The organism is Marinimicrobium sp. ARAG 43.8 (assembly GCF_050113635.1).
Lineage (GTDB): Bacteria > Pseudomonadota > Gammaproteobacteria > Pseudomonadales > Cellvibrionaceae > Marinimicrobium.
In genome coordinates, this window is the sequence record NZ_JBNJLT010000002.1 from 228,089 (window position 1) to 252,142 (window position 24,054).

The following is a 24,054-nucleotide window of genomic DNA, read 5'->3' on the forward strand; positions in this document are numbered from 1 at the left end:
AGATTGAGGCGAAAGTCATCTAACTGCCTCTTTTTCATCGGAAAAAAATTCGCGCATTTCGCCCATAATACGGCGGTGGTTATATTGCCAGAAGCCCAAATGTCCATGAAGCAGTTCAAAATCATAAGATCCGCGCTGGCCGGAATCGGCCCAATACTCTTCAAACCCCTTGAACGTCAGTCGTGGGTGGCTCCCGTCCGCCGCCTCGAACTCCCCAGGGGCCACCGACTGATAGGTCACCACAAACGATTGAGCACCCATGGCATTGAGCCGCAGCGCCGCTGGCCAACAGGCGGCTCCGACACTCACCCCAAATAACAGAGTGACCACCAAATGCTCAAGGCGTGGAGCCCCTTTGCCTAATCCCGCACAGGCAGCCATCAATACCACGCTCGTGAATACAAAGACCAAGACAGATGGACCCTCGGCATAACGCCAAGGGGAAACAAAAAAGTAATCAACCAGAAAGTAAGCCAGAAAACCCAAGGCCGCAAACGTCAAGACCTTTAAACCCCGGTGCTGCATAAGGTCAAAGCGACCCTCATCCGTATAGCCAGGCCGAACGCTTGTCTGCAATGGCCCGGAATCAAAAGCCGGCCACCCACAGGCCGCCAGATCCTCCACCAAATGACTCTGTAACGCCATCCGGTAGCGCATTTGCACCGCCCCGGCTGTGGACATACTGTAGCGCAAGTCCTTCATTCGCAGACCAAAGTCTGGCCGGTCTCTATTGCCATCAACCCACCGCGTCGGATCCAGCCGTCTTACCGAACCGCTTCGCGCATGTAATCGGATCTGTCTCAGCCAAGGCTTGGCCGTGCCAGGCTTGAGACTGCCTTTGTACTCGACCCTCTGCAAAGCGCTCCAGGATACAAACCATGAAGGCTTTACCAACGACGCCAAAGGTACAGGATTATTGAAACGGATACCGTTGCTATCCAACACCAAGGAAACCCGGCGGGCGATATAAGCGGCGCCAACATATCCCCCCAGAAACATCACCAGCAACCCAACAAATGGCATGCCTATATCGACCATCAGTTGCTGTTTGTTGTCAGTCTCCGCGAACAGCACCGAAAACGCCAATAGCAACAAGACGATAATGGCCACCGGCATGATTAGGGGGCGCTTGCCTTGATCCCTATGAAAGGGATTAGTGCGTCCAGCATAACGAACTCTGACTAAAGGGTTGGAATCCATGGCATCACTGTGCTCAACGAATGCAAGTCGAAGCCTCACATAACTAGTCAATAAGAGGATATAAGGTGAACCGATACAAACCTTAAATAAATGAGCAACAAATTTAATACGAAGCCAATAAAACAAAGGCCGAGGGTATAAGCCTCGGCCTTTGTTTTAGTTTCAAACATAAGGGTTTACAAAGCTATCAATCATCCGAACCATCGGAGGAACCACCAGAGCCGATGCTCGGACGATATTGTGAGGATACAGTACCACCTGACACAAAGTAGCTAACAGTGCCCACGTCATTTCTCTCGGCGGAGATTTCTACTGTCTTGCCATCCAGCTCTTGGTTTCCGGTGGCGTTCGCTTCAGAAGCTTCCAAGAAGGTGACGGTGATTGTGCCGTTATTGGCATCTGTCCGGCCCCAACCAACAGATGCTACAGCACCAACACCGAGGTCGGTTGCCGCCAGTGCCCCTCCTTGATCATCACAAAACTGAACCCGAGTACACATATCAGAAAATGCAGGGGGCAACTGCGCAAACCGCGAGCTATATTCAGATACGGCAATTTGTAAAGAGCGAATTGCATTGGCAGTTTGAGCCTGGGACTCAGAGCGAGTTACATAGGATTGATACTGCGGAATCGCTACTGCCGCCAAAATACCAATGATCGCTACCACGATCATCAATTCAATCAAGGTAAAACCTTTTTGCATTTGTTGTTTCATCTTTATATCTCCGCTTTGAGAAGAAAGTTACCGACGCTCAACCCAACGCAATAGGTATGCCAACTCTGGCAAGTCACCATCGACTAATCCTGCCCATCCCGAAATTCCACTAAAGACCTCAAAAGTTCACCCAAAAAGATGCTTTTTGCGCCAAACCTAATCGTAACCGCCCTAACTGTGACAATTTACGTCACATAACCGGCCGCAATACTGCCCATCGCTGCCTATTGACGCTCTTTCACGACCAATAAGTTTTTGTTTTTGTGATGCCTGTCACACTTAATCGGCAACACTCATCAGAGCAACAGGCGATGGCGCAATTCCTGCCTGTCAAAAAGGTAGAATCTTCATAGACTTATCGGATAGAGTGACGGCTTAAACATCGCTCTTTCGGCCCACGACCAGAATAACATTCTTGGAAACCAGGCATTTATGAATACCTCCGCTCCCGTGCTCAGTGGTCTGGCGCGCCGTTTGGTGCAGGACGGACTGATGGACTCCGAACTGGCCGCCAAAGCCCAGGCGCAGGCTGTCCGTGACCGCGTACCCTTTGTTATCCATGTGGTGAGCCACAACATGCTGGACGGCGCCACGATCGCCCGGGTCGCTTCCGAGGAGTTCGGCACTCCCATGTTTGACTTGAACAGCCTGGCAGCCACCGCCATTCCCACCAAGCTGGTGGACCCGAAGCTGATTCAAAAACACCACGCTCTTCCTATCACCAAACGGGGCAACCGCCTGTTTGTGGCGGTGGCCGACCCCACCAACCTGCATGGCCTGGATGAGATCAAATTCAATACCGGCCTGAACACCGACCCCATATTGGTGGAAGCGGATAAGCTGGGACAGGCCATTGAACGCTATTTGAACGCCCAAGATGAGTCGCTGGGCGAGGCACTGGGCGGACTGGACGATGAGGCTTTGGAAGGGCTGGACACAAGCGCGACCGAGTCCGAGTCGGCGAAAGAAGAAAAGGAAGAAGACGAAGCGCCCATTGTCCGCTTTATTAACAAGATTCTGCTGGATGCCATCAAGAGCGGCGCCTCGGATATCCATTTCGAGCCTTATGAAAAGGCCTACCGGGTGCGGTTTCGCACCGACGGCATTCTTCAGGAAGTCGCCAAACCACCGATCAATCTGGCCACCCGGTTGGCGGCCCGCCTGAAGGTGATGTCCCAGATGGACATTTCCGAGCGCCGTGTGCCGCAGGATGGCCGGATCAAGATGAAGATTTCCAAAAACCGAGCCATTGATTTCCGGGTGAACACGCTGCCCACACTGTTTGGAGAGAAGGTGGTGCTGCGGATTCTCGACCCCAGCTCGGCAAAAATGGGAATTGATGCTCTGGGGTATGAGGACGATCAGAAGCAACTGTATATGGAAGCGCTGAACGAACCCCAGGGTATGATTCTGGTAACCGGCCCCACGGGTTCGGGTAAAACCGTGTCTCTTTATACCGGGCTGAATATTCTCAACACGAGCGAGCGCAATATCTCCACCGCGGAAGACCCGGTGGAAATCAACCTGGAAGGTATTAACCAGGTACAGATGAACACACGGGTGGGGCTCACGTTTGCGGAGTCCCTGCGCTCGTTTCTCCGCCAGGACCCGGATGTGGTGATGGTGGGGGAAATTCGGGACCTGGAGACAGCGGAAATCGCGATCAAGGCCGCCCAGACCGGGCACTTGGTGCTCTCTACCTTGCACACCAACAGTGCGCCGGAAACCCTGACGCGCCTGTTGAACATGGGGGTTCCCGCCTTCAACGTTGCCACCAGTGTGAGCCTGATTATTGCGCAGCGGCTGGCCCGCCGCTTGTGCAAGCACTGCCGGAAACCGGCCACGGATATCCCGAGTGAAATCCTGACCGAGGAAGGCTTTGACGAGATCGGCATTCCCCGCGACGAAATAGAGTTGTACCATCCGGTAGGCTGCTCGCAGTGCAGCAATGGCTACAAAGGCCGTGTCGGGGTGTATGAAGTGGTTCGCATCACGCCTGAGATCGCGACCCTTATAATGGAGGGCGGCAATTCATTGCAAATTGCCAAGGCAGCCCGTGCCGCGGGTTTTAATAACTTGAGGGTGTCCGCCCTGCGCAAAGCCGCCCAGGGTATGACCAGTCTAGAAGAAGCCAACCGAGTCACCAAGGACTAACGATTATGGCCACTACCGCCCAAGCGCAAAAACCGGCCCAGAGCACCACCCGACGAAAGGCAGCGGGTAAAAGTGCCACCACCTCAACCTACACTTACAAAGGGTTGGATAAGAAGGGCAACAAAATCGATGGGGAAATCGAAGGCGTTAGTCCCGCTCTTGTGAAAGCGCAACTGCTCAAGCAGGGCATCCGCGCCAATAACGTGCGCAAAAAGCCCAAACCCTTGTTTGGCGGTGGTGGCAAAAAAATCAAACCCGGCGATATCGCGGTATTTTCTCGCCAGATGGCAACCATGATGAAGGCCGGTGTGCCTCTTGTACAATCCTTCGATATTGTGGCCGAGGGTGTTGACAATATAAGGCTTCAAAAACTAGTTTTTGACATTAGAGATGATGTTGCTGCGGGTGGTGGCTTTGGCTCAGCTCTCAGGAAGCATCCTAAATATTTTGATGACCTTTTTTGCAGCCTTGTAGAATCCGGTGAGCAGTCTGGTTCTCTGGAAACTATGTTAGACCGAATTGCCACGTACAAGGAAAAAACTGAAGCCCTCAAGTCAAAGATTAAAAAAGCTCTGACCTATCCTGTGGCAGTCGTCATAGTAGCTGTTGTCGTTACTGCCATTCTACTGATTAAGGTTGTCCCACAGTTTGCTCAGACATTCGCCAGTTTTGGGTCAGATCTCCCAGCCTTCACCTTATTTGTCGTCTCGTTATCGGAAACCATGCAGGAAATGTGGTATCTGTACCTGCTTGCAGTCATCGCCTTCGTTTTTTGCTTTCGAGAGCTTAAAAGACGGTCAGAGAAGTTTGCTTACGCGATGGACAAATACATTCTCAAGGTACCTATTATTGGGGAAATTATTTTCCTATCAGTAATTGCGCGTTTTTCTAGAACACTGTCTACAACCTTCGCCGCCGGGGTTCCGCTCATTGATGCATTAACCTCTGTGGCCGGCGCAGCAGGAAACAGGGTTTACAGCGAGTCAATTTTTAGAATCCGCGATGAAGTGGCAACAGGCATTCAACTAAACACAGCCATCCGAGCACAAAAGAAGTTTCCAACCCTGCTAGTCCAGATGTCTTCGATAGGCGAAGAATCCGGAGCCTTAGATGAAATGTTGGAAAAAGTCGCTGTCTACTATGAAGACGAGGTGGATAATAGAGTAGATAGCCTGACATCCTTGCTTGAACCTATCATTATGTCTGTTCTCGGTGTTCTTGTAGGCGGTCTGATGGTGGCAATGTATCTCCCTATCTTCCAATTGGGTGCAGTTGTTTAAATGTCCGCTGTACTCGAAGCCCTCACCCTTTACCCTACCCTCGCTCTGATCAGCGCCGCCATTCTGGGGCTGCTGGTCGGCAGCTTTCTCAACGTGGTGGTGTACCGCCTGCCCAAAATGATGCAGACCGAGTGGCGCACTCAATGCTGTGAGCTGCTGGAACAGCCACGCCCTGAGCAAACCCGCTTCAACCTGATTACCCCCAACTCCACCTGCCCCCACTGCGGGCACGGGATTCGCGCCTGGGAAAACATTCCGGTGGTCAGCTATCTGTTTTTGCGCGGACGCTGCTCTGCCTGCCGCGCGCCCATTTCCCGGCGCTACCCTATTGTGGAGTTGGTCACCGGGCTGCTGAGCGTGTTTGTGATTCATCACTTCGGTGTGACGTTCGAAGGTGCCGTTGCTCTGGCGTTCACCTGGGCCTTGATCGCCCTGACGCTGATCGATGCCGACACGCAACTGTTGCCTGACGCCATTACCCTGCCGCTGCTCTGGCTCGGGCTGATCGTGAATCACCTGGGCGGATTTGCGACGCTGGAAAGTGCGTTGTGGGGGGCCGTGGCCGGTTATCTTTCCCTCTGGAGCATTTACTGGGCCTTCAAGCTGCTCACGGGCAAGGAAGGCATGGGCTACGGTGACTTCAAATTATTGGCGGCACTCGGGGCCTGGCTGGGCTGGCAATTGTTGCCGGTGGTGATTTTACTGTCATCACTGGTGGGCGCCGTCATCGGCCTCGGCCTGGTGCTGATGCGTGGGCGGGGGCGCAATGTGCCAATGCCGTTCGGTCCCTATCTTGCCATTGCGGGCTGGATCGCCTTTATCTGGGGTGATGCCATCGTTCGCACCTACCTGCAATTTGCACTCCCCTGAGTCATGGCACGTTTTCGGGTAGGCCTGACTGGCGGCATTGGCAGCGGCAAATCGGCCGTGATGCGGGCCTTTCAGGCGCTGGGCGTGGAAGCCTGGGACGCCGACGATATGTCTCGCGTGGTGGTGGAACCGGGCCAACCGGCGCTGGCCGCTATTGCCGAACACTTCGGCCCTCAAATTCTGGCTGATGACGGGACACTGAACCGGCCCGCGCTGCGGCACATCATTTTCTCCGATCCCTCGGCCAAAACCTGGCTGGAGCAACAGCTACACCCCCTGATTAACCGCGAACTTCGTCAGCGGCTGGATGCCGCCCAAACCCCCTATGCATTGCTGGTATCCCCCCTGCTGTTCGAAACGGGACAGGACCAACTGGTGAACCGCGTGCTGGTAGTGGATGCGCCGGAGTCAGTGCAGCTCTCCCGGGCCCGTCAGCGCGACGGGGCGTCAGAGGAGCAGATCCGGCGCATTATCGCCAGCCAAATGCCCCGTAAGGAGCGCTGCTCCCGCGCCGATGACGTACTGGATAACAGCGGCAACCTGGACGCCCTGGGCCCGGAGGTTCAGCGCCTACACCACTTTTATCTCGAGCTTTCAAAGAGTTAACGTGCCCCATTACCGGACCAACAACAGCCTGGCACCGCTGTTAACATTGGTTAAGAGCTTCGCTCAAAACTGGCACTCACCCCCATTTTCACGGTATAACAGCGGTTGTCTGTTTTCGGTACGACGTCCACAATGACCTAAAACGCAGGAATAACCGCGATGCCGCACCAACATAAGGCTGCTCAAAGCAGGACACTAAGGGCCAAACGGCGCCCGTTCTTTACCGACCCTCCCGAGTCACACTGAACCCGGCTACACTTGTTCACGACGCACGCCATGGCGACGGTGTCACGTACCGGATCGCATGGATGAACTTCAGTAAGGTGTGAGAGACCTTATGACGCTGCTATTGATTGTGTTTTTACCATTGCTCGGTGCGCTGTTGCCTATGGCCACAGAGCGCTACGGGCGAAATATCTGTGCCCTGTCGGCCATGTTGGCGCCACTGATTGCGCTGGGATTGCTGATCAGCACTATCCCGACGGTATTATCGGGTGAGACCCTGTTTTACCATCAGCCCTGGCTGCCCGGGCTGGGCCTGGATCTCAGCTTGCGGCTCGATGGGCTGAGCCTGATGTTCGCCTTGCTGATCACCGGCATCGGACTGCTGGTGCTGCTCTACGCCCGCTACTATTTATCCTCCAAGGATTCTCTGGGCAAGCTCTATACGTTGCTGCAGGTGTTCATGCTGGCCATGCTGGGTATTGTCATGTCCGACAATATTCTGCTGTTGCTGGTCTTCTGGGAACTGACCAGTCTTAGCTCTTTTCTATTGATCGGTTACTGGTCCCATCAGTCCACAGCCCGTAAAGGGGCGAGGATGGCGCTGGCCATTACCGGGGCCGGGGGGTTGTGTCTGCTGGCGGGTGCGTTGCTGCTCGGCCATATTGTCGGCAGCTTCAACCTGGGAGATATTCTGGCGGCAGGGGACCAGATCCGCGCCCACGCCCTTTACCCCATCACCTTGATTCTGGTGTTGCTCGGCGCGTTCACCAAATCCGCCCAGTTCCCGTTCCACTTCTGGCTTCCACATGCCATGGCGGCGCCCACGCCGGTATCGGCCTATTTGCATTCGGCTACGATGGTAAAGGCCGGGGTATTCCTGCTGGCGCGGATGTACCCCGCCCTGGCCGGCACTGAGTTGTGGTTTTTCATCGTCAGTTTTACGGGGTTGGCGACGCTGGTCTACGCCGCTTACACAGCGCTGTTCAAGCACGATATCAAAGGTTTGCTAGCCTATTCCACGGTGAGCCACCTGGGCCTGATTACGCTGCTGTTTGGTTTCAGCACACCCCTGGCCGCAGCCGCCGCCGTGTTCCATATTATTAACCATGCCACGTTTAAAGCCTCGCTGTTTATGGCCGCCGGGATCATCGACCATGAAACCGGCACCCGGGATATGCGGAAAATCAATGGGCTATGGAAGTACATGCCGCATACGGCGCTGCTGGCCATGGTGGCCGCCGCCGCCATGGCCGGTGTGCCACTGCTGAACGGTTTCCTTAGCAAGGAAATGTTCTTTGCCGAAAGCCTACACCTGTCTTATATGGGCGGGTTCGACTGGATCATGCCATTGTTCGTAACGCTGGGGGCGCTGTTCTCGGTCGCGTATTCTTGCCGCTTTATCCACGATGTGTTCTTCAATGGAGAGCCCAGGGACCTACCCAAATATCCGCCGCACGAGCCGCCGCGATTCATGAAAATTCCGGTAGAGCTACTGGTGGTGCTGTGTCTGGCGGTGGGCATTTTCCCGAACTTTACCGTTCTGCCCTTTATGGAAGCGGGTGCATCGGCGGTGCTGGGAGAAACCATGCCGGAGTACCACATCGCCCTTTGGCACGGCCTTAACCTGCCCCTGCTGATGAGTGCCGTGGCACTGGCGGGCGGCATTTTGTTGTATGTTCAGCGCAAAGGGCTGTTTGCCTTCTACGAACGCAAGTTTCGCCGCGACGAGAAACTGGTGTTCGAGCGCCGTATTCAGTGGGGCGAGCAATCGGCCCGCTGGTTGACCGATCGGCTGGAGAATGGCTCCCTGCAACGCTATCTCGCGCTGTTTTTTGGCTCCGCCGTCGTGGCGGGCGCCATTGGGCTTTGGCCGTTGACCACCTGGACCGGCCCGGTCGCCTTAACACCGATCGATCCGGTCAGTCTGGTCGCGACGGCTCTATTGATGATCGGCGCTTTCGGGACCGTGCTTATTCACCACAACCGCTTTGCCGCGCTGCTGCTGTTGAGCGTGGTGGGGTTGATTGTGGCGCTGACGTTTATCCGTTTTTCCGCCCCCGACCTGGCCCTCACACAGCTGTCTGTGGAGGTGGTCACCATTGTGCTGCTGATGCTGGCCCTGTACTTCCTGCCACAGTTGACTCCCAACGAGTCCGGACCTAAGCGGGTGGGCCGGGATATTGTGATCTCCGGCGCCGCCGGGCTGGGTGTCGGGTTGCTGTGTTGGACCGTACTCACCCGGCCGTTCACCTCCATCTCGGACTATTTTCTGGAAAACAGTGTGAGCGGCGGCGGTGGCACCAATGTGGTCAACGTGATCCTGGTAGACTTCCGGGGCTTTGATACGCTGGGCGAAATTACCGTGTTGGCGCTCGCCGCCGTTGGCATCTATGCCATTCTCCACGGCTTGAAACTGCCGTTGCCCATGGCCGATGGCGATGGGCGCCGCTGGGCGCGCGATCCACACCCGCCGATTCTCTCGGTGATGACCCGCATCCTGATGCCACTGGCCATCATGGTGTCCCTGTATATTTTCCTACGGGGCCACAATATGCCCGGCGGCGGTTTCATCGCGGGCCTGGTGACCAGCGTGGCGCTGATCCTTCAGTACATTTCCACTGGAACCGAGTGGATGCAGCAGCGGTTGCGCTGGAATTACCGCAAGGTGGCTGCCACTGGGGTGCTGATTGCTACCTTCACCGGTTTTGCGAGCTGGCTGTTTGGCTATCCGTTCCTGACCTCCACGTTTACCCATGTGCACTGGCCTTTTGTCGGCGATTTCGAGCTGGCCTCGGCCATGGCGTTTGATATCGGGGTGTACGTGAGCGTTGTGGGCGCCACCATGTTGATCCTGGCGCATCTGGGTAAGTTGGCCCAGACCACACACGAACCCCCTCCCGTTAACGACCAAGGGGAGAAAGTTTAATGGAATTGCTGATTTCTCTGATGATTGCCGTCATGACCGCATGCGGCGTTTACCTGATGCTGCGCGGGCGCACCTTCCCGGTGATTGTGGGCCTGACGCTGTTTACCTACGCCGTCAATCTGTTCATTTTCGTGATGGGCCGCCTCAATAGCGGCATGCCGCCGGTGATCGGCACTGGCGAACAATACGCCGACCCTTTGCCTCAGGCACTGGTGCTGACCGCTATTGTTATCAGCTTTGCCATGACGGCTTTTGTGCTGGTGCTGGCGCTGCGTGCCCGCGCCGAACTGGGCAACGATCACGTTGACGGAAAACCGGTCGACGAGCACAAGGAGTCGCGCGTATGAATCATTTAACAGCCCTTCCTGTGCTGTTGCCCCTGTTCACCGGGGTCACGCTGTTGCTGTTGGCGGGTAAAGGGTTTGTACTGACCCGGACAGTGAGTCTTATTGGGGCCGGACTGCTGGTTCTGGTTGCCGCGCTGCTGTTCCAGACCGCCTCCACCGGTGTCATTCAGGTATACGCCATGGGCGACTGGGCGCCGCCGTTCGGTATCGTTCTGGTACTGGACCGGCTGAGCGCTTTTATGGTGCTGGTTACCAGTGTGCTGGCGTTTTTCAGTATCTGGTACGCGGCCAGTACGATGGACCATCCCGCCTATAACCTGAACGGCTTACTGCACTTGCTGTTGTTCGGTGTTAATGGTGCCTTTCTGACCGGCGATCTGTTCAACCTGTTTGTGTGTTTCGAGATTTTGCTGCTGGCGTCCTACGGGCTGCTGGTACAGGGCGGTGGTCCCGAGCGGGCTCGAGCGGGATTGCACTATGTGCTGCTGAACCTGGCGGGCTCAAGCCTGTTCCTGATTGCCGTCGCTACGCTGTACGGCGTTACCGGGACCCTGAACATGGCCGATATGGCGGTACGCGTCGCGCAGCTGCCCGCCAGTGAAGCGCCCATCGCCGCCGCTGCGGGTCTGCTGTTTATGGTGGTGTTTGGCCTGAAAGCGGCCATGGTGCCGCTGTACTTCTGGTTGCCCAGAGCGTACAGCGCCGCCAGCGCTCCCGTGGCCGCAATGTTTGCGATCATGACCAAAATTGGTGTGTACTCCATTGCACGTATGTACACACTGATTTTTGGCGATCAGGCGGGCGAGCTGGCCAATCTGGCGCAGCCCTGGCTCTGGCCTCTGGCACTGCTTACCCTGACGCTCGGCTTTATCGGCGTGCTGGCCGCCCGCACTCTGCGCATGCAGGTTTCCTATCTGGTCATCATTTCCGTGGGCACTTTGCTGGCCGGTTTGGCCATTAATACCGCCGACGCCCTGAGCGCTACTTTCTATTATCTCGCGCACTCCACCTGGATTTGCGGTGCCCTGTATTTGATCGCCGACCTGATCCGCCGCCAGCGCGAAGATGGCAGTGATGAGATCGTCAGTGGCCGGGCACTGCCACAAAGCACGTTACTCGGCCTGCTGTTCTTTGTCGCGGCGGTGGGCGTGGCCGGTATGCCGCCGCTGAGTGGTTTCGTTGGCAAAGTGCTGCTACTGCAATCAGCGGGCACTGGCTACGACGCTATCTGGCTGTGGTCACTGGTGCTGCTCGGCGGCCTCGCCTCCATTACGTCACTGAGCCGCAGCGGCAGTACCTTTTTCTGGCGTACTCACGACGGCATCAGCACTCAGCCACGATCCACGCTGTTACCTCTGGCCGCCGCCGGAGGCCTGCTGGCCACGGTGCCGGTGCTGGCCATTTGGGGAGAGCCGGTGCTGGCGTACACCCAGGCCATGGCCGAACAGTTGTTAAACCCGGAACAGTACATTCGCAGCGTACTGGGCCACACTACGGTAGGAGGTTGATCCATGGCTACTCTGTCCCGACGCCACCGTCGGCCCCGGCGCTGGCTCCCTCACCCGGTACTCAGTCTGTTCATGTTGTTTCTGTGGTTCCTGCTGGTCAACCAGATCAGCGGCGGGCACCTCGTGCTGGGCGCCATCCTGGCCTGGTTTATTCCGTTCGTCACCCAGTCTTTCTGGCCGCAGGAGATGACGCTAAGCCGTCCCTGGGTGGCGCTCAAGTTCTTATTCCTGGTGGTCGGCGACATTATCGTTGCCAACTGGAGTGTGGCCCGCATGATCCTCGCCTCCCCGCGTAAACTAAAGCCCGCCTTCATGCGGCTGGAGCTGGATCTCAAGCAGGATTTCTCCATTACATTGCTGGCCAGTACGATTTCCCTGACACCGGGGACCGTGTCTGCCGATCTGACGGCCGATGGCAAAGCGTTGATCATTCACACCCTGCATGTGGATGACCCGACCGAAGCCATCGCCACTATCAAGCGTCGCTATGAGGCCCCGTTGAAGGAGATTTTCGAATGCTCGACACCGTAGTGCAGATCACACTGCTGATGATCAGCCTGGCGCTGGTGCTTAACGTGTGGCGGCTGGCGCGCGGGCCCTCCCTGCCTGATCGCATCCTGGCACTGGACACCATGTACATCAATTCCATCGCGCTTTTAGTGCTGTACGGCATCGCCCAGGAGTCCATGCTGTATTTCGAGGCCGCGCTGCTGATTGCCGTCATGGGCTTCGTCGGTACGGTGGCGTTGTCCAAGTACCTGTTGCGCGGCGATATTATCGAATAGGAGGGTTTCACCATGAGCGATATCCATTGGATCGAGTGGCTGGTGTCGGCGCTGCTGCTGATCGGCGCGACCTTCGCCCTGATCGGCTCTTTTGGACTGGCGCGGCTGCCGGACTTTTTTATGCGCCTGCACGGCCCCACCAAGGCCACAACGCTGGGCGTGGGAGGGATGATTGTTGGCTCCATCATTTTTTTCAGTACCCGGGGGGAAGGATTGAGCCTGCACGAGCTGTTGATCGCGCTGTTTTTGTTCATCACCGCACCGGTCAGCGCCCATATCGTGGCCAAGGCCGCTTTGCACGTCGGACTCCCCTACCGCAAAGATACGCGCCATTGGGACGGGGACAGTTGACATGACGCCCCAAATCGGCATAATGTCGCGTCCTTGATTCCGGCTTGCGACTCGACCTGCGCCGGACGACCGAATTGAAAGCTTGAAATACGAAACAGGAGCACTACGGTGGCCAATACCCCCCAATCCAAAAAGCGCGCTCGCCAGAACGAAAAGGCTCGCAAGCACAACGCCAGCCTGCGCTCCATGACGCGCACCTACATCAAGAACGTGGTCAAGGCGATTGACTCCGGCAATAAAGAAGCCGCTCAAAAAGCCTACACCGCTGCGGTACCGGTCATTGACCGCATGGCTGACAAAGGCCTGCTGCACAAAAACAAGGCCGCTCGCCATAAGAGCCGCCTGAATGGACACATCAAGGCCATGGCGTCTTAAGGCACCACTGGACCCCCTGGTCGCCAGCCTCCGCTGGCCCCCAAAAACCGGCTTCTGGCCGGTTTTTTTGTGGTGAGAAATTTTTCTCAGGCGTTGACACATTTCTGCCAGATTTATCGTATACCGTGGCTGTATCTACCCACCTCAGCCACGGTCTTTTTAAGGAGCAGAATATGTTGCCGCGTGAACATTACCTCAAACAACCTTTTCAGGACCTGAAACATTTCCCCAAGGGTTTTGAGCAGGACGCTCAGCTGTCCGCCCTGCAGGCGCGTCTGATTCGCAAACACGGCGCCCTGATTACCGCCTTGCTACGGGGGGAAGTCAGCAACCCCAACGCAGAAGACCACCACCTGCTTAAGGTCATCGAGCGGCAGGCCGCCCCCAAGAACCCGGTGGAGCAAGCCTGGTTGAAATACAGGCTCACCATTGAAGCGACCCAGGAACCTCTCAAACAACCACTTATCAAACAAGAACCTCTCAAACAGCCACTCCGCAAAACGGCCTGAACAGAACCGGGCCACAGGTTTGCTCCGTCAACGCAAACAGGTTAGTCTTCCCGGCACCGTAAAATCACCCGTGGAGATGTAAACCACCTGTGGCCGACCTGATCATTGTTATAGGGGTTGCCGGATCGGGGAAAACTACCCTGGCTCAGGCGATTGCCAAGCACTGTAACCTGACCTTTCTCGATGCCGACGACTTCCACAGCGCGGAAGCGAAGGCCCATATGGCCAGTGGCCAACCGCTGACCGACACCATGCGAGTCCCCTGGATTGAACGCATTGCGAGCAGCCTGACCAGTCTGGCCCAGCGCAACGAGTCGGCGGCGCTGGCTTTCTCAGGTCTGAAACAACGGCATCGCGAGCCACTGCGGCACTGCGGACTCACCCCCCACTTCCTGTTCCTCTCTGGTGATCAACGCCTGATTGCCGAACGCATGAGCGCCCGGGAAGGGCATTTTATGCCGCCCGCCCTGCTCGACAGCCAGTTCAAGAGCCTGGAAGAGCCGGATCCGTCCCGGGAACCGGATGTGACGGTACTGGACATTACCCCGCCTCCCGAGGAGCTTCTCCAGCAGGCCATTGCGGCTATAAAAGGTTCAAACCGCTGACGTCCCAATAAAACCAGACTCACAACCACAAAAAACCAAAACACCAACAACAATCCCAACATCGGCAATATTAATAGGAGAGAACACAATAATGTCCGCCACATACCTGTTATCGGTCACCGTTGCCAGTATCGCCATACTGCTGTTTTTAATTATGGCCATGCGCATGCAAGCGTTCGTTGCCCTGCTGCTGGTCAGCATGGGCGTTGCCATCGCCGGGGGCGTTCCGCTTGGAGAAGTGGCTGACGTTATCCGCGAAGGCATGGGCAGTACCCTTGGGTACATTGCGATTGTGATCGGCCTGGGTACCATGATCGGTGAGATTCTTCAGGTATCCGGGGGCGCCCAGCAAATCGCCAATACACTGACGCGCAAGGCCGGCGTCGAACGGGCACCCTGGGCGTTGATGACCCTGGGCCTGATCGTCGCCATTCCGGTGTTTTTCGAAGTAGCGTTGCTGCTGTTTATTCCGTTGGCCTACAGCCTGGCCAAACGCACCGGCAAGTCGCTGCTGCTCTACGGCATGCCGTTAGTCGCCGGGATCGCGGTGGCTCACTCCTTTATCCCCCCCACCCCCGGACCGGTCGCCGTAGCGTCCTTGCTCGGAGCAGACCTCGGCTGGGTGATTCTGGTGGGGCTCATCGCCGGTATACCGGCGGCCATCGTGGGCGGTATCGTATTCGGGCGCTATATTGGCAACCGCATTCACGTCGAATTGCCGAAAACCGCCCTGGCACACCTGGATACCCAGAGCGACAACGAACGTCCCCAGCCCGGCTTCGCGCTGGTGATCAGCCTGATTCTGATTCCGCTGGCCATGATTCTGCTCAACACCGCCGCCCAGGCTTTACTGGGAGAGGAACACTCGGTGTCGCAGGTCATGGCGTTTGTCGGACACCCGTTCACCGCCCTGCTGGTCGCCTGTCTGCTGACGTTCTACTTTTTGGGAACACGGCTGGGCTTTAGCCGCGAAGAGGTTCAGAAGATCGCGACCCGCTCCATGGAGCCGGTGGGGATGATTATTCTGCTCACTGGTGCCGGGGGGGTCTTCGGTAAGGTACTGGTGCATGCCGGTGTCGGCGATGCACTGGTGGAAGCCATGACCGCGAGCAACCTGCCCATTGTGCTGTTCGCCTTCCTGATCGCTACCGTTATTCGGGTGTCCCAGGGCTCCGCTACCGTCGCCATGGTTACCACTGCGGGTCTGGTGGCTCCTCTGGTATCGGCTGGTAGCTATTCCGAGCCGGTCGTCGCCTGTGTGGTCATTGCCGTCGCCTGTGGGGCCACGGTGCTGTCCCACGTCAACGACTCCGGTTTCTGGCTGGTCAAACAGTTCATGGGGATGACCGAGCGACAAACCCTCGCCTCCTGGACCGTGCTGGAAACCATTCTCGGCGTCGTCGGTTTGGTCGTCGTCCTGGCATTGAGCCTGATCTTATAGCAAGCCGATAGGTTCGGCTGTGGTGGATGCACCTTGGGCGTGTCCGCCGTTTTGGCCGACCATTCGCATCACCTGCCGGGCTTTCACGGTACGAATCTTGCTGCCTGTTTTGATCAGTGCCACTGCACAGACAAGACAACACGCTGATGAGCCAACACGTCGATGAGAGAGCCCTGTTGCTATGACCACCGATTTCCTGTCACTGCCCGAACTCGAAAGTAAACTGCGAGCATTGCTCGGTTTTCTTTATCCACAATCTGACCCGGACTCACTCGCCCAACAATGCCTGGAAGCGATTGGGGATCGATTGAATAAAGCGATTGTGCCCCCAGAGCAGTTGTGGTCAGAGCAGGACTGCCTGCTCATCACTTACGGCAACTCGATTCGCACTCACCAGCAAAAACCGCTCGATACTCTGGAGCAGTTCCTGCACGACCATTTGCAAAACACCTTCAGCGCCGTTCACGTGCTGCCCTTCTTCCCCTACAGCTCGGATGACGGTTTTGCGGTCGTGGACTACACCAAGGTGGATGCCGAACTGGGTGAGTGGGAAGACATTGAAGCCCTGGCCGGGGACTTCAAGCTAATGGGCGATCTTGTCATCAACCACGTCTCCAGCCACAGTGGATGGTTCCGTAACTACCAGTATGGGAAAGACCCGGGACGGGACTACTTTGTGGAAGCCACGCCGCACTATGATCTTTCCATGGTCGTGCGTCCGCGTACCAGCCCTTTATTGCGAGCGGTGGAAACCAGCGAAGGGATTAAGCATGTGTGGTGTACGTTCAGCCACGATCAAATTGATGTCGACTTCCGCAACCCACAGGTTCTGCTGGAATACCTGAAGATTATCGGCCTTTACCTGGATCACGGCATTCAATGGTTGCGCCTGGATGCGGTCGCTTTTTTGTGGAAAGAAATCGGAACCTCCTGCATTCACCTACCGCAGACCCACGAGGTCGTTAAACTGATCCGTTTGCTGATGGAGTATAAAAACGCTCACGCCATTTTGATCAGCGAAACCAATGTGCCGAACCGTGAGAACCTGACGTACTTCGGCAATAGCAACGAAGCGCACATGATTTACAACTTCAGCTTTCCACCGCTGGTGATTCATGCGCTGCTTTCCGGTGACGGGCAATATCTGAAAAGCTGGCTGATGAGCATGCCGCCCTCGCCCATGGGTTGTGCGTATTTGAACTTTACCGCATCGCACGACGGTATTGGTTTGCGACCGGCGGAAGGCCTCTTGTCGGACGACGAACTGACCCAGTTTTTAAGCACACTGCAATCGTTCGGCGGGCGCATTTCCAGTCGCACCGACCAGGCCGGTAACAGCAAACCCTACGAGGCCAATATCAGCCTGTTTGATGCGTTTAAAGGCACTTATAAAGGCACGGACCGCTGGCAGGAAGCGCGCTTGCTATGCTCGCAGAGCATTATGTTGGCGCTTGAGGGAATCCCGGCGTTTTACATCCACACGCTGTTCGCCACGCCCAACGATCTGGACAAACTGGAAGCCACTCAGCACAACCGTTCCATTAACCGCAAGAACTGGCAATTGAGTGAACTGGAAAGTTTGCTGGCAGATCCGGAAACCGCCCAGCACCGCGTTTTCAATGAGTTAACCCGGTTGATTGGCCTGCGTCGCGCGCAGCCAGCGTTCCATCCCAACGCCACTCAGTTTACGCTGCATTTGCAACCCGAAGTGTTTGGGTTCTGGCGACAGAGCCTGCGCCGCACGCAAAGTATTTTTTGTCTCAACAACCTGAGCGACCGCCCTCAGGAGGTGAGCCTGACCAGCATCAACCTGATCAGCACGGAAAACTGGCGCGACCTGATCAGCGGGGAATCGGTGAAGGATTTGTACGGCACGTTGACACTCGCACCTTACCAGTGCGTGTGGCTGACAAACTACGAGAAGAAGGTGTAGAAGAGGATGTAGTGGTTGAGCGGCGGATAAGCACAGGCACCTCCGCCGCCGATCGCTCTATTACTCGCGATCCTGTTCCACTGCGTCGATCAGTCGCTCGTACACGTCCGGCACAGCGGAGAGCACCCGTGACCAATTGGACATAAAGGGACGTTCGGTCGGATCGTTCAAGAACTGTTCACCAGCGCGCATGATGCACTTGGTAAACAACTCCACCGTACTCTCCTCCCGGTTGCGATCCAGTGACATGCCGTTGATTACGGCATCGTTGTGGTACCGATCCACTAGGTCCAACGCCAGGCGGTAGTAGCTCGCTTTTATTGTCCGGAACGCCTCGGGCGTAAAGACGGTGCCTTTAATGGCAAGCTTGCGAAACAGCGACTTGGAAATATCCGTGCTCATTTTGGACAGACCGCCCTCCGGGTTGTCCTGGGACAGGTCCTGGTGCTTGTGATCGTACGCATCGGCAATGTCCACCTGACAAACACGCTCATCCGAATAACGCCGGTTCACCTCGGACAGCACACCGATTTCCAGGCCCCAGTCGCTGGGAATGCGGATGGAACTCACCACGTCCATGATCATGGAAAACTCTCCCGCCAGCGGATAGCGGAAGCTGTCGATGAAGTCCAGATAATCGTCGTGACCAAAGACTTTTTCCAGAGCGCGGACCAGCGGGGAGACCAGCAGTCGGCTGACCCGGCCGTTGAGTTTTCCCTCGGCCGCCCGGTAGTAATACCCTTTGCAAAACGCGTAATTAAACGTGGGATGGACCACGGGATAAAACAGCTTGGCCACGATATCGCGTTTGTACGTCAGAATGTCGCAATCATGTAACGCCACCGCACGAGCCCGACCCGATGCCAGCGCATACCCGAGGCAGTACCAGACGTTGCGTCCCTTCCCCAGCTCCGTGGGCGCCAAGCCATATTCGGCCAACATTTTGTCGATGGATTTAAGGCGTGGGCCATCGTTCCACAAAATATGGTGGCGCTGCGGAAGGCGGGAGAAAAACTGCTTGGCGTGTTCAAACTCCGCCTCTGTCGCACGATCCAGGCCGATTATAATTTCATCCAGGTACGTTACCTGACTGAGTTCCTGGATAATATTCTCCAAGGCAGGCCCTTCCAACTCGGAATACAAACAGGGCAGCACCAGGCACATGGGCTTTTTATCTTTCCATTCGTTCAGCTCGGCTTCCATCTGTTCCAGGGGGCGGTTACCAAGATTGTGCAGAGTGGCAATGCGACCGTTCTGAAAAAAATCACTCATGGTGCAATCCTCGTTCGAGTTATGACTGTGGCAAATGCCCGGCGCCTCAGGCGCGGTCGATCAGGGTCAAAACGACATGATTCCAACCTTGAGCGCCCTCTTTTGGTGCAATCAATGCCTTTTTTAGGGCATCGTCCTGCAAATGTGTCCCATCGCTGTGCGGGATGATCGCAGGTGCTTCAACCTGCTTCAGCATATCCAGGTCATTGGGGCTGTCTCCGAGCGCAATGGACCAGGGGGGTACGCCAAAGTGGTGCGCATAACGATTCTGCAAGTACTGTACCGCATCACCTTTGTCGCACTGGCCCATCACATGATAAAAGCGGCCACCTTTCACCACTCGCAGGCGGTACGCCGCCAACGCCTCGGCAAACTTTTCCAGCGCTTCGGGGGAATCCCGCCATATGATGGGCTCGGAGGCCTTGCGATCACTGGCCAAGGCCGCCGCCTCCTCGCTCAACCCCGTATGACGCGCAATATCTTCCACGGTCATCCAGGCAAAACCGGTGAACAGGTAGTCTGGCTTCATGTCATTCAGCGCCGCCAGAATCTGCTCCCGGGGCAGGCCGCGATAATCGTAGTAATAACCCTCAAACACAGCGCGTTCGTCCGCCTCCACCCCCAGCGGCCCTAGCCAGGCCTCCGGGATCAAAATCAGGCTGCCGTTCTCGCAGACCAGCGGGTCCGTATTCCCAAGCGCTTGGCGCAAGGGCAGCATCTCACTGTCGGTTTTGCTCGATACCAGAATCAGGGGAATATTCCGCGCTTTTAACGCCTTCAACGCCGGCTTGGCCGCCGACCAGTCGTAATCGTGATGATTCAGCAACGTGCCGTCGAGATCGGTAAACACCAGTGTGGGCTTGTTCATAACGCTGTTCCTCGGGAAGGGATGACCCGCTCGATACGATGCGCGGGATTCAGCTCAAAGACCAGATCCGCCCGGTGGGGCATCTCTTCCAGAATCCACCGGGTAAGACGTTCATAATGACTGATAAACTGTTTCAGTTCGTCCTCCGACATCAACCCCGGCGCTGTGCGGCCCTCTTGCGCGACACGGCGTGCCAGGGCCGCCTCCTGTTCGGCGCGCCACTGATAGACCTGCTCAAAGGAAGGCGCGCGCAATAACACGAGATGATCCAGCCCATCAAACAAACGTTGATAGTCCTGCAACCGGTCATTCACATAGCGCCGCCAATGGCCCTCCGGATCACGATCACGCTCCAGCGCATTGACCGGTTCGGACAAGGCCCCGTGTTCTTGTGGCCTGGCCCCCACACACCACCCTTCGAGAATAATGAGGTGTGGTTTTCCCTGCCACGCGGGCCAATCCTGAGGGGGAAGACGATCATCCCGCGCCTTGTCAAAGCGCGGTATGGCAACGGTTGTGGTCGGGTCGGCACGAAGCAGTTCATCCATGACTCTCAGACCCAGCACCAAGTCATGAGTGCCGGGCACGCCCCGGGTAGCCAGTAATGGATGTACCGTCTTTGCCAGTGTTTGCCGCTCATGGCGGGTCAGGTAAAGATCATCGATGGACAGACGACAGACGCGAAAGCCCTGTCGTTCCAACAAGTGGGCAATCACTTCAGCCGCCGTCGACTTGCCCGTGCCCTGAGCGCCGTTAATTCCCAGTGACAGCGGCTGCGACCGGGACGACACCGTGTGCGCCAACCGCTCGACCAGAGGCCGATACACCTGCATTAAATGGCCGGTGATCTCCGGCGCCAATCCCAGATCGTCGGATAACGGAAGGAGATCAGCAGGTAGCGACGACTCAGTGACGCCCCAGTGCTTTAGTAAAGCAGGGGGCCACAAGTGCCCCACAGATGGTGATTCAGACATAGCGGCGACTCCCTGAAACCTTTCGCTCAACAGTACAGCTTAGCAGTGCAGGAACCGGGCCATGATGAATTTACCTTGACGGATTCCTGCATTTACAGTAATTTCAGTAATTACTGAAGTTACTGGAGAACGCGCTCATGAGCAGCACGCTCACCCCCATGATCCAATCCTGCGTACTACACTTTGGTGAGATGGGCAGTCGTTGGGGTATCAATCGAACCGTCGGGCAGATGTATGCCCTGCTGGTGCTCAGCGAAGCCCCGCTGTGCGCCGATCAAATGTCCCAGGCTCTGGGTTTTTCCCGTTCTAACATCAGTATGGGCCTTAAGGAGCTGCAATCCTGGGAACTGATTCGCATCAAGCACATTCCCGGAGAGCGGAAGGAGTTCTACACCGCACCTGACGATATCTGGGAAATTGCCAAGATTCTGATTGAGCAACGGCGCAAGCGGGAAATGGACCCAACCCTGACCACACTGCGCAGTTTACTGCTGGAACAACCCGCCAATCAGGAGGAGGAATTTGCGCAACACCGCATGCGGGAAATGCACGAACTCATTGAAATGCTGACCCAGTGGACGACCGAAATTCAACGCCTGAACCGCAGCAACCTCAAAGGACTCCTGAAGCTCGGCGGTAGCCTGGGCAAGGTTCTGGATATGAAAGACCGCTTACTGAAATAAGAGGCCCTCTAAGATGGAAACGTTATTGCTATCGCGCATCCAGTTCGCCGCGAATATCAGTTTTCATATTTTATTTCCCACCATCACCATCGCACTGGCGTGGTTCCTGTTTTATTTCAAGGTGCAATACAACCGCACCAACGACGACGTGTGGATGCGCGCCTACCGCTTCTGGGTCAAAGTGTTTGCATTGAGTTTCGCCCTGGGCGTGGTCAGCGGTATCACCATGTCGTTTCAGTTCGGCACCAACTGGCCCGGCTTTATGGCGACCGTCGGCAATATTGCCGGTCCCCTGCTCGGCTATGAAGTGCTGACCGCCTTTTTTATGGAAGCCACCTTTCTCGGCATCATGCTGTTCGGGATCAACCGGGTATCAAACCGGGTGCACACCATCGCCACATTACTGGTGGCCGTGGGCACCAGTCTATCGGCGTTCTGGATTCTGGCCCTCAACTCCTGGATGCACACACCAGCCGGTTTTGAAATGCGCGATGGCGTGGCCTTTCCGGTCAGTTGGCTCGCGGTTATTTTTAACCCGTCACTGCCCTATCGCCTGTCCCATATGCTGGTAGCGTCCGGCCTGACAGCGGCGTTCCTGATGGCGGGCCTCTCCGCCTATCGTCTGTTGAAAGACGACCACAAACCCGCTCCCAGACTCACCCTGAAAACCGCTGTGTATGCGGCTGCGCTGCTGATTCCCTTGCAGATTTTCCTCGGCGACCTTCACGGTCTGAATACGCTAAAACACCAACCGGCAAAAGTGGCCGCCATGGAGGCCCTGTGGGAAACCACCGAGGGCGCCCCACTGGTTTTGTTCGGGCTGCCTGACCAGGACGAACAACGAAACCGCTATGCCCTGGAGATACCGCACGGTGCCAGCCTGATTCTTACCCATGAACTCAATGGCGAAGTCAAAGGCCTCAATGAATTCGAAAATGAGCACCCTCCGGTATCGCCTGTATTCTGGGGGTTCAGGATCATGGTGGGGCTCGGTATGTTGATGTTATTGGTCTCCTGGAGCTGCGGCTGGCGGCTGTGGCGTTCCGGCTCACTGCCGCCCTGGATGCTCAGAGTGCTCGTGGGTATGACGTTCTCCGGCTGGCTCGCTACACTCGCCGGCTGGTACGTCACCGAGATCGGGCGTCAGCCGTGGCTGGTCACTGGCGTTTTAAGTACGCACGATGCCGTCACCGATGTCCCCACCGGCAACGTCGCCCTCTCACTAGTCATGTATCTGTCGCTCTACGCGGTATTGCTGGTGGCCTACCTCAGCACCCTCTTTCTCATCGCCCGCAAAGCGGTGCTGGTGGACCGGGACGAGGAAGTCGAAACCCTGCAGGATCGACATAACCCGCTGAGTCCAAACCAAGAGAGCGTAAACGACGAAGGAGAAACACGATGATACCGTCCGGAGAAGCGTACTGGTTACCCTTCATTTTTATGGCGCTGATGGGCATCGCGTTTTTGGTATACGCCGTACTGGATGGCTACGATCTGGGTGTGGGTATTCTTTTGCCCAAAGACTCAGAAGCCCAGCGCGATACCATGATCGCCTCCATCGGTCCCTTTTGGGACGCCAACGAAACCTGGCTCGTGCTCGGCGTGGGTATTATTCTGATTGCCTTCCCCGCCGCTCATAACGTTATTTTGTTCCAGCTGTACCTCCCGGTCACACTGATGCTCGCCGGCCTGATCCTGCGCGGCGTGGCATTCGACTTTCGCGCCAAGGCACCCGTGGACCACAAAGAGCGCTGGGACCTGGCGTTTTTTGGAGGCTCATTGCTGGCGACCCTGTCGCAAGGGTACATGCTGGGCCTCTACGTTATGGGTTTTCAACAAAGCCTCGCGGCCTACGCCTTCGCCACACTGAGTGCGGTGTGCGTGACCGCGGGCTACTGTCTGATTGGGGCGGCCTGGCTGGTGCTGAAAACCGAGGGCGACTTGCAGGCGCGCGCGGCACGCTGGGCAAGATATTGCGCCTGGTTAATGGCCATTGGTCTGGTGACCGTATCGGTCGTCAACCCACTCATTAGCGAGCGCGTGTTCGATAAATGGTTGAGCGACGGTTTAGGGCTGTTTCTGTTAATCATTCCAGCGCTGTGTTTTCTGCTGTTTTTGATCAATGACCGATACCTGGCCAAATTTCCTTACGATAACGATTTTGGGTGCTGGTTGCCTTTCGCCGCGACCATCGGCTTGTTTGTACTGGCGTTCTCGGCACTGGCTTACAGCTTCTTTCCCTACGTGGTTCCGGAGCAGCTGACCTTTTGGCAGGCCGCCAGTGCGCCGGAATCGCTGAAGTTTATTCTGGTGGGCGTAGTCATCGTATTGCCGGCCATCGTAGGCTATACGATTTTTGCCTACCGGGTGTTCTGGGGCAAGGCCAGCGAGCTGACCTATTATTGAGCCGCTGAGCTTGCTTTGTTG

The 24,054-nt window shown here is 56.4% G+C and carries 23 protein-coding genes; 18 read left to right on the plus strand and 5 right to left on the minus strand.

The annotated features are described in order from the left end of the window. Positions 1–15 precede the first annotated feature (15 nt). A complete protein-coding gene (locus ACQCLF_RS06265) occupies positions 16–1,326 on the minus strand; it encodes a hypothetical protein (protein ID WP_426985447.1) in 1,311 nt (436 codons plus the stop codon). Positions 1,327–1,387: 61 nt separating this feature from the next. Further along, positions 1,388–1,915, minus strand: a complete 528-nt coding sequence (locus ACQCLF_RS06270; protein WP_426985448.1) for a pilin — start codon at positions 1,913–1,915, stop codon at positions 1,388–1,390. A 432-nt stretch (positions 1,916–2,347) separates the two neighbouring features. On the opposite strand from ACQCLF_RS06270, the gene pilB reads away from it, so the two are divergent. From pilB to ACQCLF_RS06345, 15 genes are all read left to right on the plus strand, one after another. Next, entirely contained in the window at positions 2,348–4,069 is a 1,722-nt protein-coding gene (gene pilB, locus ACQCLF_RS06275) for a type IV-A pilus assembly ATPase PilB (protein WP_426985449.1), read from the plus strand. A 5-nt stretch (positions 4,070–4,074) separates the two neighbouring features. Continuing rightward, on the plus strand, positions 4,075–5,349 hold the full coding sequence (locus ACQCLF_RS06280) for a type II secretion system F family protein (RefSeq protein ID WP_426985450.1): 1,275 nt from the start codon (positions 4,075–4,077) through the stop codon (positions 5,347–5,349). Continuing rightward, complete coding sequence (locus tag ACQCLF_RS06285) at positions 5,350–6,219, plus strand: prepilin peptidase (RefSeq protein WP_426985451.1); 870 nt, start codon at positions 5,350–5,352, stop codon at positions 6,217–6,219. 3 nt (positions 6,220–6,222) lie between these two features. Then, entirely contained in the window at positions 6,223–6,825 is a 603-nt protein-coding gene (gene coaE / locus ACQCLF_RS06290) for a dephospho-CoA kinase (protein ID WP_426985452.1), read from the plus strand. 337 nt (positions 6,826–7,162) lie between these two features. Beyond that, positions 7,163–9,976, plus strand: a complete 2,814-nt coding sequence (locus ACQCLF_RS06295; protein WP_426985453.1) for a monovalent cation/H+ antiporter subunit A — start codon at positions 7,163–7,165, stop codon at positions 9,974–9,976. Next, positions 9,976–10,323, plus strand: coding sequence for a Na+/H+ antiporter subunit C (locus tag ACQCLF_RS06300; RefSeq protein WP_426985454.1), 348 nt, complete (start codon positions 9,976–9,978; stop codon positions 10,321–10,323). Before ACQCLF_RS06295 ends, ACQCLF_RS06300 begins: the two co-directional genes overlap by 1 nt. Next, positions 10,320–11,831 carry a monovalent cation/H+ antiporter subunit D gene (locus ACQCLF_RS06305; RefSeq protein ID WP_426985455.1) on the plus strand — a complete coding sequence of 504 codons (1,512 nt, stop codon included), beginning with the start codon at positions 10,320–10,322 and terminating at the stop codon, positions 11,829–11,831. Before ACQCLF_RS06300 ends, ACQCLF_RS06305 begins: the two co-directional genes overlap by 4 nt. 3 nt (positions 11,832–11,834) lie before the next feature. Continuing rightward, a complete protein-coding gene (locus ACQCLF_RS06310) occupies positions 11,835–12,362 on the plus strand; it encodes a Na+/H+ antiporter subunit E (protein ID WP_426985456.1) in 528 nt (175 codons plus the stop codon). Then, positions 12,347–12,616, plus strand: a complete 270-nt coding sequence (locus ACQCLF_RS06315; protein WP_426985457.1) for a K+/H+ antiporter subunit F — start codon at positions 12,347–12,349, stop codon at positions 12,614–12,616. The genes ACQCLF_RS06310 and ACQCLF_RS06315 overlap by 16 nt, the downstream gene beginning before the upstream one ends. A gap of 12 nt (positions 12,617–12,628) precedes the next feature. Then, positions 12,629–12,967, plus strand: coding sequence for a Na+/H+ antiporter subunit G (locus ACQCLF_RS06320; protein ID WP_426985458.1), 339 nt, complete (start codon positions 12,629–12,631; stop codon positions 12,965–12,967). Between the two features lie 108 nt (positions 12,968–13,075). After that, positions 13,076–13,342, plus strand: a complete 267-nt coding sequence (gene rpsT, locus ACQCLF_RS06325) for a 30S ribosomal protein S20 (protein ID WP_426985459.1) — start codon at positions 13,076–13,078, stop codon at positions 13,340–13,342. 173 nt (positions 13,343–13,515) lie between these two features. Further along, entirely contained in the window at positions 13,516–13,851 is a 336-nt protein-coding gene (gene maoP / locus ACQCLF_RS06330; protein WP_426985460.1) for a DUF413 domain-containing protein, read from the plus strand. A gap of 89 nt (positions 13,852–13,940) precedes the next feature. Continuing rightward, positions 13,941–14,456, plus strand: coding sequence for a gluconokinase (locus tag ACQCLF_RS06335; protein ID WP_426985461.1), 516 nt, complete (start codon positions 13,941–13,943; stop codon positions 14,454–14,456). 91 nt (positions 14,457–14,547) lie between these two features. Then, the gene (locus ACQCLF_RS06340) at positions 14,548–15,897 is read left to right on the plus strand and encodes a GntP family permease (protein WP_426985462.1); all 1,350 of its coding nucleotides are present in this window, start codon (positions 14,548–14,550) and stop codon (positions 15,895–15,897) included. A 181-nt stretch (positions 15,898–16,078) separates the two neighbouring features. After that, a complete protein-coding gene (locus ACQCLF_RS06345; RefSeq protein WP_426985463.1) occupies positions 16,079–17,830 on the plus strand; it encodes an alpha-amylase family glycosyl hydrolase in 1,752 nt (583 codons plus the stop codon). A 60-nt stretch (positions 17,831–17,890) separates the two neighbouring features. On the opposite strand, the gene ACQCLF_RS06350 is transcribed toward ACQCLF_RS06345, so the two are convergent. From ACQCLF_RS06350 to ACQCLF_RS06360, 3 genes are read right to left on the minus strand one after another with little or no spacing between them, the layout of a single operon-like run. Next, positions 17,891–19,102 carry a glycosyl transferase gene (locus ACQCLF_RS06350; RefSeq protein WP_426985464.1) on the minus strand — a complete coding sequence of 404 codons (1,212 nt, stop codon included), beginning with the start codon at positions 19,100–19,102 and terminating at the stop codon, positions 17,891–17,893. Between the two features lie 46 nt (positions 19,103–19,148). After that, complete coding sequence (locus tag ACQCLF_RS06355; RefSeq protein ID WP_426985465.1) at positions 19,149–19,970, minus strand: HAD-IIB family hydrolase; 822 nt, start codon at positions 19,968–19,970, stop codon at positions 19,149–19,151. Next, positions 19,967–20,944, minus strand: coding sequence for a hypothetical protein (locus ACQCLF_RS06360; RefSeq protein ID WP_426985466.1), 978 nt, complete (start codon positions 20,942–20,944; stop codon positions 19,967–19,969). Before ACQCLF_RS06360 ends, ACQCLF_RS06355 begins: the two co-directional genes overlap by 4 nt. A 137-nt stretch (positions 20,945–21,081) precedes the next feature. Between ACQCLF_RS06360 and ACQCLF_RS06365 the strand changes: the two genes are divergently transcribed. The 3 genes from ACQCLF_RS06365 to ACQCLF_RS06375 are packed head-to-tail and all read left to right on the plus strand — an operon-like array spanning position 21,082 to position 24,033. Further along, positions 21,082–21,627 carry a GbsR/MarR family transcriptional regulator gene (locus ACQCLF_RS06365; RefSeq protein ID WP_426985467.1) on the plus strand — a complete coding sequence of 182 codons (546 nt, stop codon included), beginning with the start codon at positions 21,082–21,084 and terminating at the stop codon, positions 21,625–21,627. 13 nt (positions 21,628–21,640) lie between these two features. Then, the gene (locus tag ACQCLF_RS06370; protein ID WP_426985468.1) at positions 21,641–23,029 is read left to right on the plus strand and encodes a cytochrome ubiquinol oxidase subunit I; all 1,389 of its coding nucleotides are present in this window, start codon (positions 21,641–21,643) and stop codon (positions 23,027–23,029) included. Beyond that, entirely contained in the window at positions 23,026–24,033 is a 1,008-nt protein-coding gene (locus tag ACQCLF_RS06375; protein WP_426985469.1) for a cytochrome d ubiquinol oxidase subunit II, read from the plus strand. The genes ACQCLF_RS06370 and ACQCLF_RS06375 overlap by 4 nt, the downstream gene beginning before the upstream one ends. Positions 24,034–24,054 lie beyond the last annotated feature (21 nt).

Bases quoted from the DNA above. Each gene is read 5' to 3' on its own strand.
- ACQCLF_RS06310 (WP_426985456.1), top strand. From the start codon at position 11,835: ATGGCTACTCTGTCCCGACGCCACCGTCGGCCCCGGCGCTGGCTCCCT.
- ACQCLF_RS06350 (WP_426985464.1), bottom strand. From the start codon at position 19,102: ATGAGTGATTTTTTTCAGAACGGTCGCATTGCCACTCTGCACAATCTT.
- ACQCLF_RS06375 (WP_426985469.1), top strand. From the start codon at position 23,026: ATGATACCGTCCGGAGAAGCGTACTGGTTACCCTTCATTTTTATGGCG.
- ACQCLF_RS06315 (WP_426985457.1), top strand. From the start codon at position 12,347: ATGCTCGACACCGTAGTGCAGATCACACTGCTGATGATCAGCCTGGCG.
- ACQCLF_RS06355 (WP_426985465.1), bottom strand. From the start codon at position 19,970: ATGAACAAGCCCACACTGGTGTTTACCGATCTCGACGGCACGTTGCTG.
- ACQCLF_RS06300 (WP_426985454.1), top strand. From the start codon at position 9,976: ATGGAATTGCTGATTTCTCTGATGATTGCCGTCATGACCGCATGCGGC.
- ACQCLF_RS06280 (WP_426985450.1), top strand. From the start codon at position 4,075: ATGGCCACTACCGCCCAAGCGCAAAAACCGGCCCAGAGCACCACCCGA.
- ACQCLF_RS06360 (WP_426985466.1), bottom strand. From the start codon at position 20,944: ATGTCTGAATCACCATCTGTGGGGCACTTGTGGCCCCCTGCTTTACTA.
- ACQCLF_RS06340 (WP_426985462.1), top strand. From the start codon at position 14,548: ATGTCCGCCACATACCTGTTATCGGTCACCGTTGCCAGTATCGCCATA.
- ACQCLF_RS06320 (WP_426985458.1), top strand. From the start codon at position 12,629: ATGAGCGATATCCATTGGATCGAGTGGCTGGTGTCGGCGCTGCTGCTG.
- ACQCLF_RS06285 (WP_426985451.1), top strand. From the start codon at position 5,350: ATGTCCGCTGTACTCGAAGCCCTCACCCTTTACCCTACCCTCGCTCTG.
- ACQCLF_RS06370 (WP_426985468.1), top strand. From the start codon at position 21,641: ATGGAAACGTTATTGCTATCGCGCATCCAGTTCGCCGCGAATATCAGT.
- pilB (WP_426985449.1), top strand. From the start codon at position 2,348: ATGAATACCTCCGCTCCCGTGCTCAGTGGTCTGGCGCGCCGTTTGGTG.
- ACQCLF_RS06295 (WP_426985453.1), top strand. From the start codon at position 7,163: ATGACGCTGCTATTGATTGTGTTTTTACCATTGCTCGGTGCGCTGTTG.
- coaE (WP_426985452.1), top strand. From the start codon at position 6,223: ATGGCACGTTTTCGGGTAGGCCTGACTGGCGGCATTGGCAGCGGCAAA.
- ACQCLF_RS06365 (WP_426985467.1), top strand. From the start codon at position 21,082: ATGAGCAGCACGCTCACCCCCATGATCCAATCCTGCGTACTACACTTT.
- maoP (WP_426985460.1), top strand. From the start codon at position 13,516: ATGTTGCCGCGTGAACATTACCTCAAACAACCTTTTCAGGACCTGAAA.
- ACQCLF_RS06345 (WP_426985463.1), top strand. From the start codon at position 16,079: ATGACCACCGATTTCCTGTCACTGCCCGAACTCGAAAGTAAACTGCGA.
- ACQCLF_RS06305 (WP_426985455.1), top strand. From the start codon at position 10,320: ATGAATCATTTAACAGCCCTTCCTGTGCTGTTGCCCCTGTTCACCGGG.
- ACQCLF_RS06270 (WP_426985448.1), bottom strand. From the start codon at position 1,915: ATGAAACAACAAATGCAAAAAGGTTTTACCTTGATTGAATTGATGATC.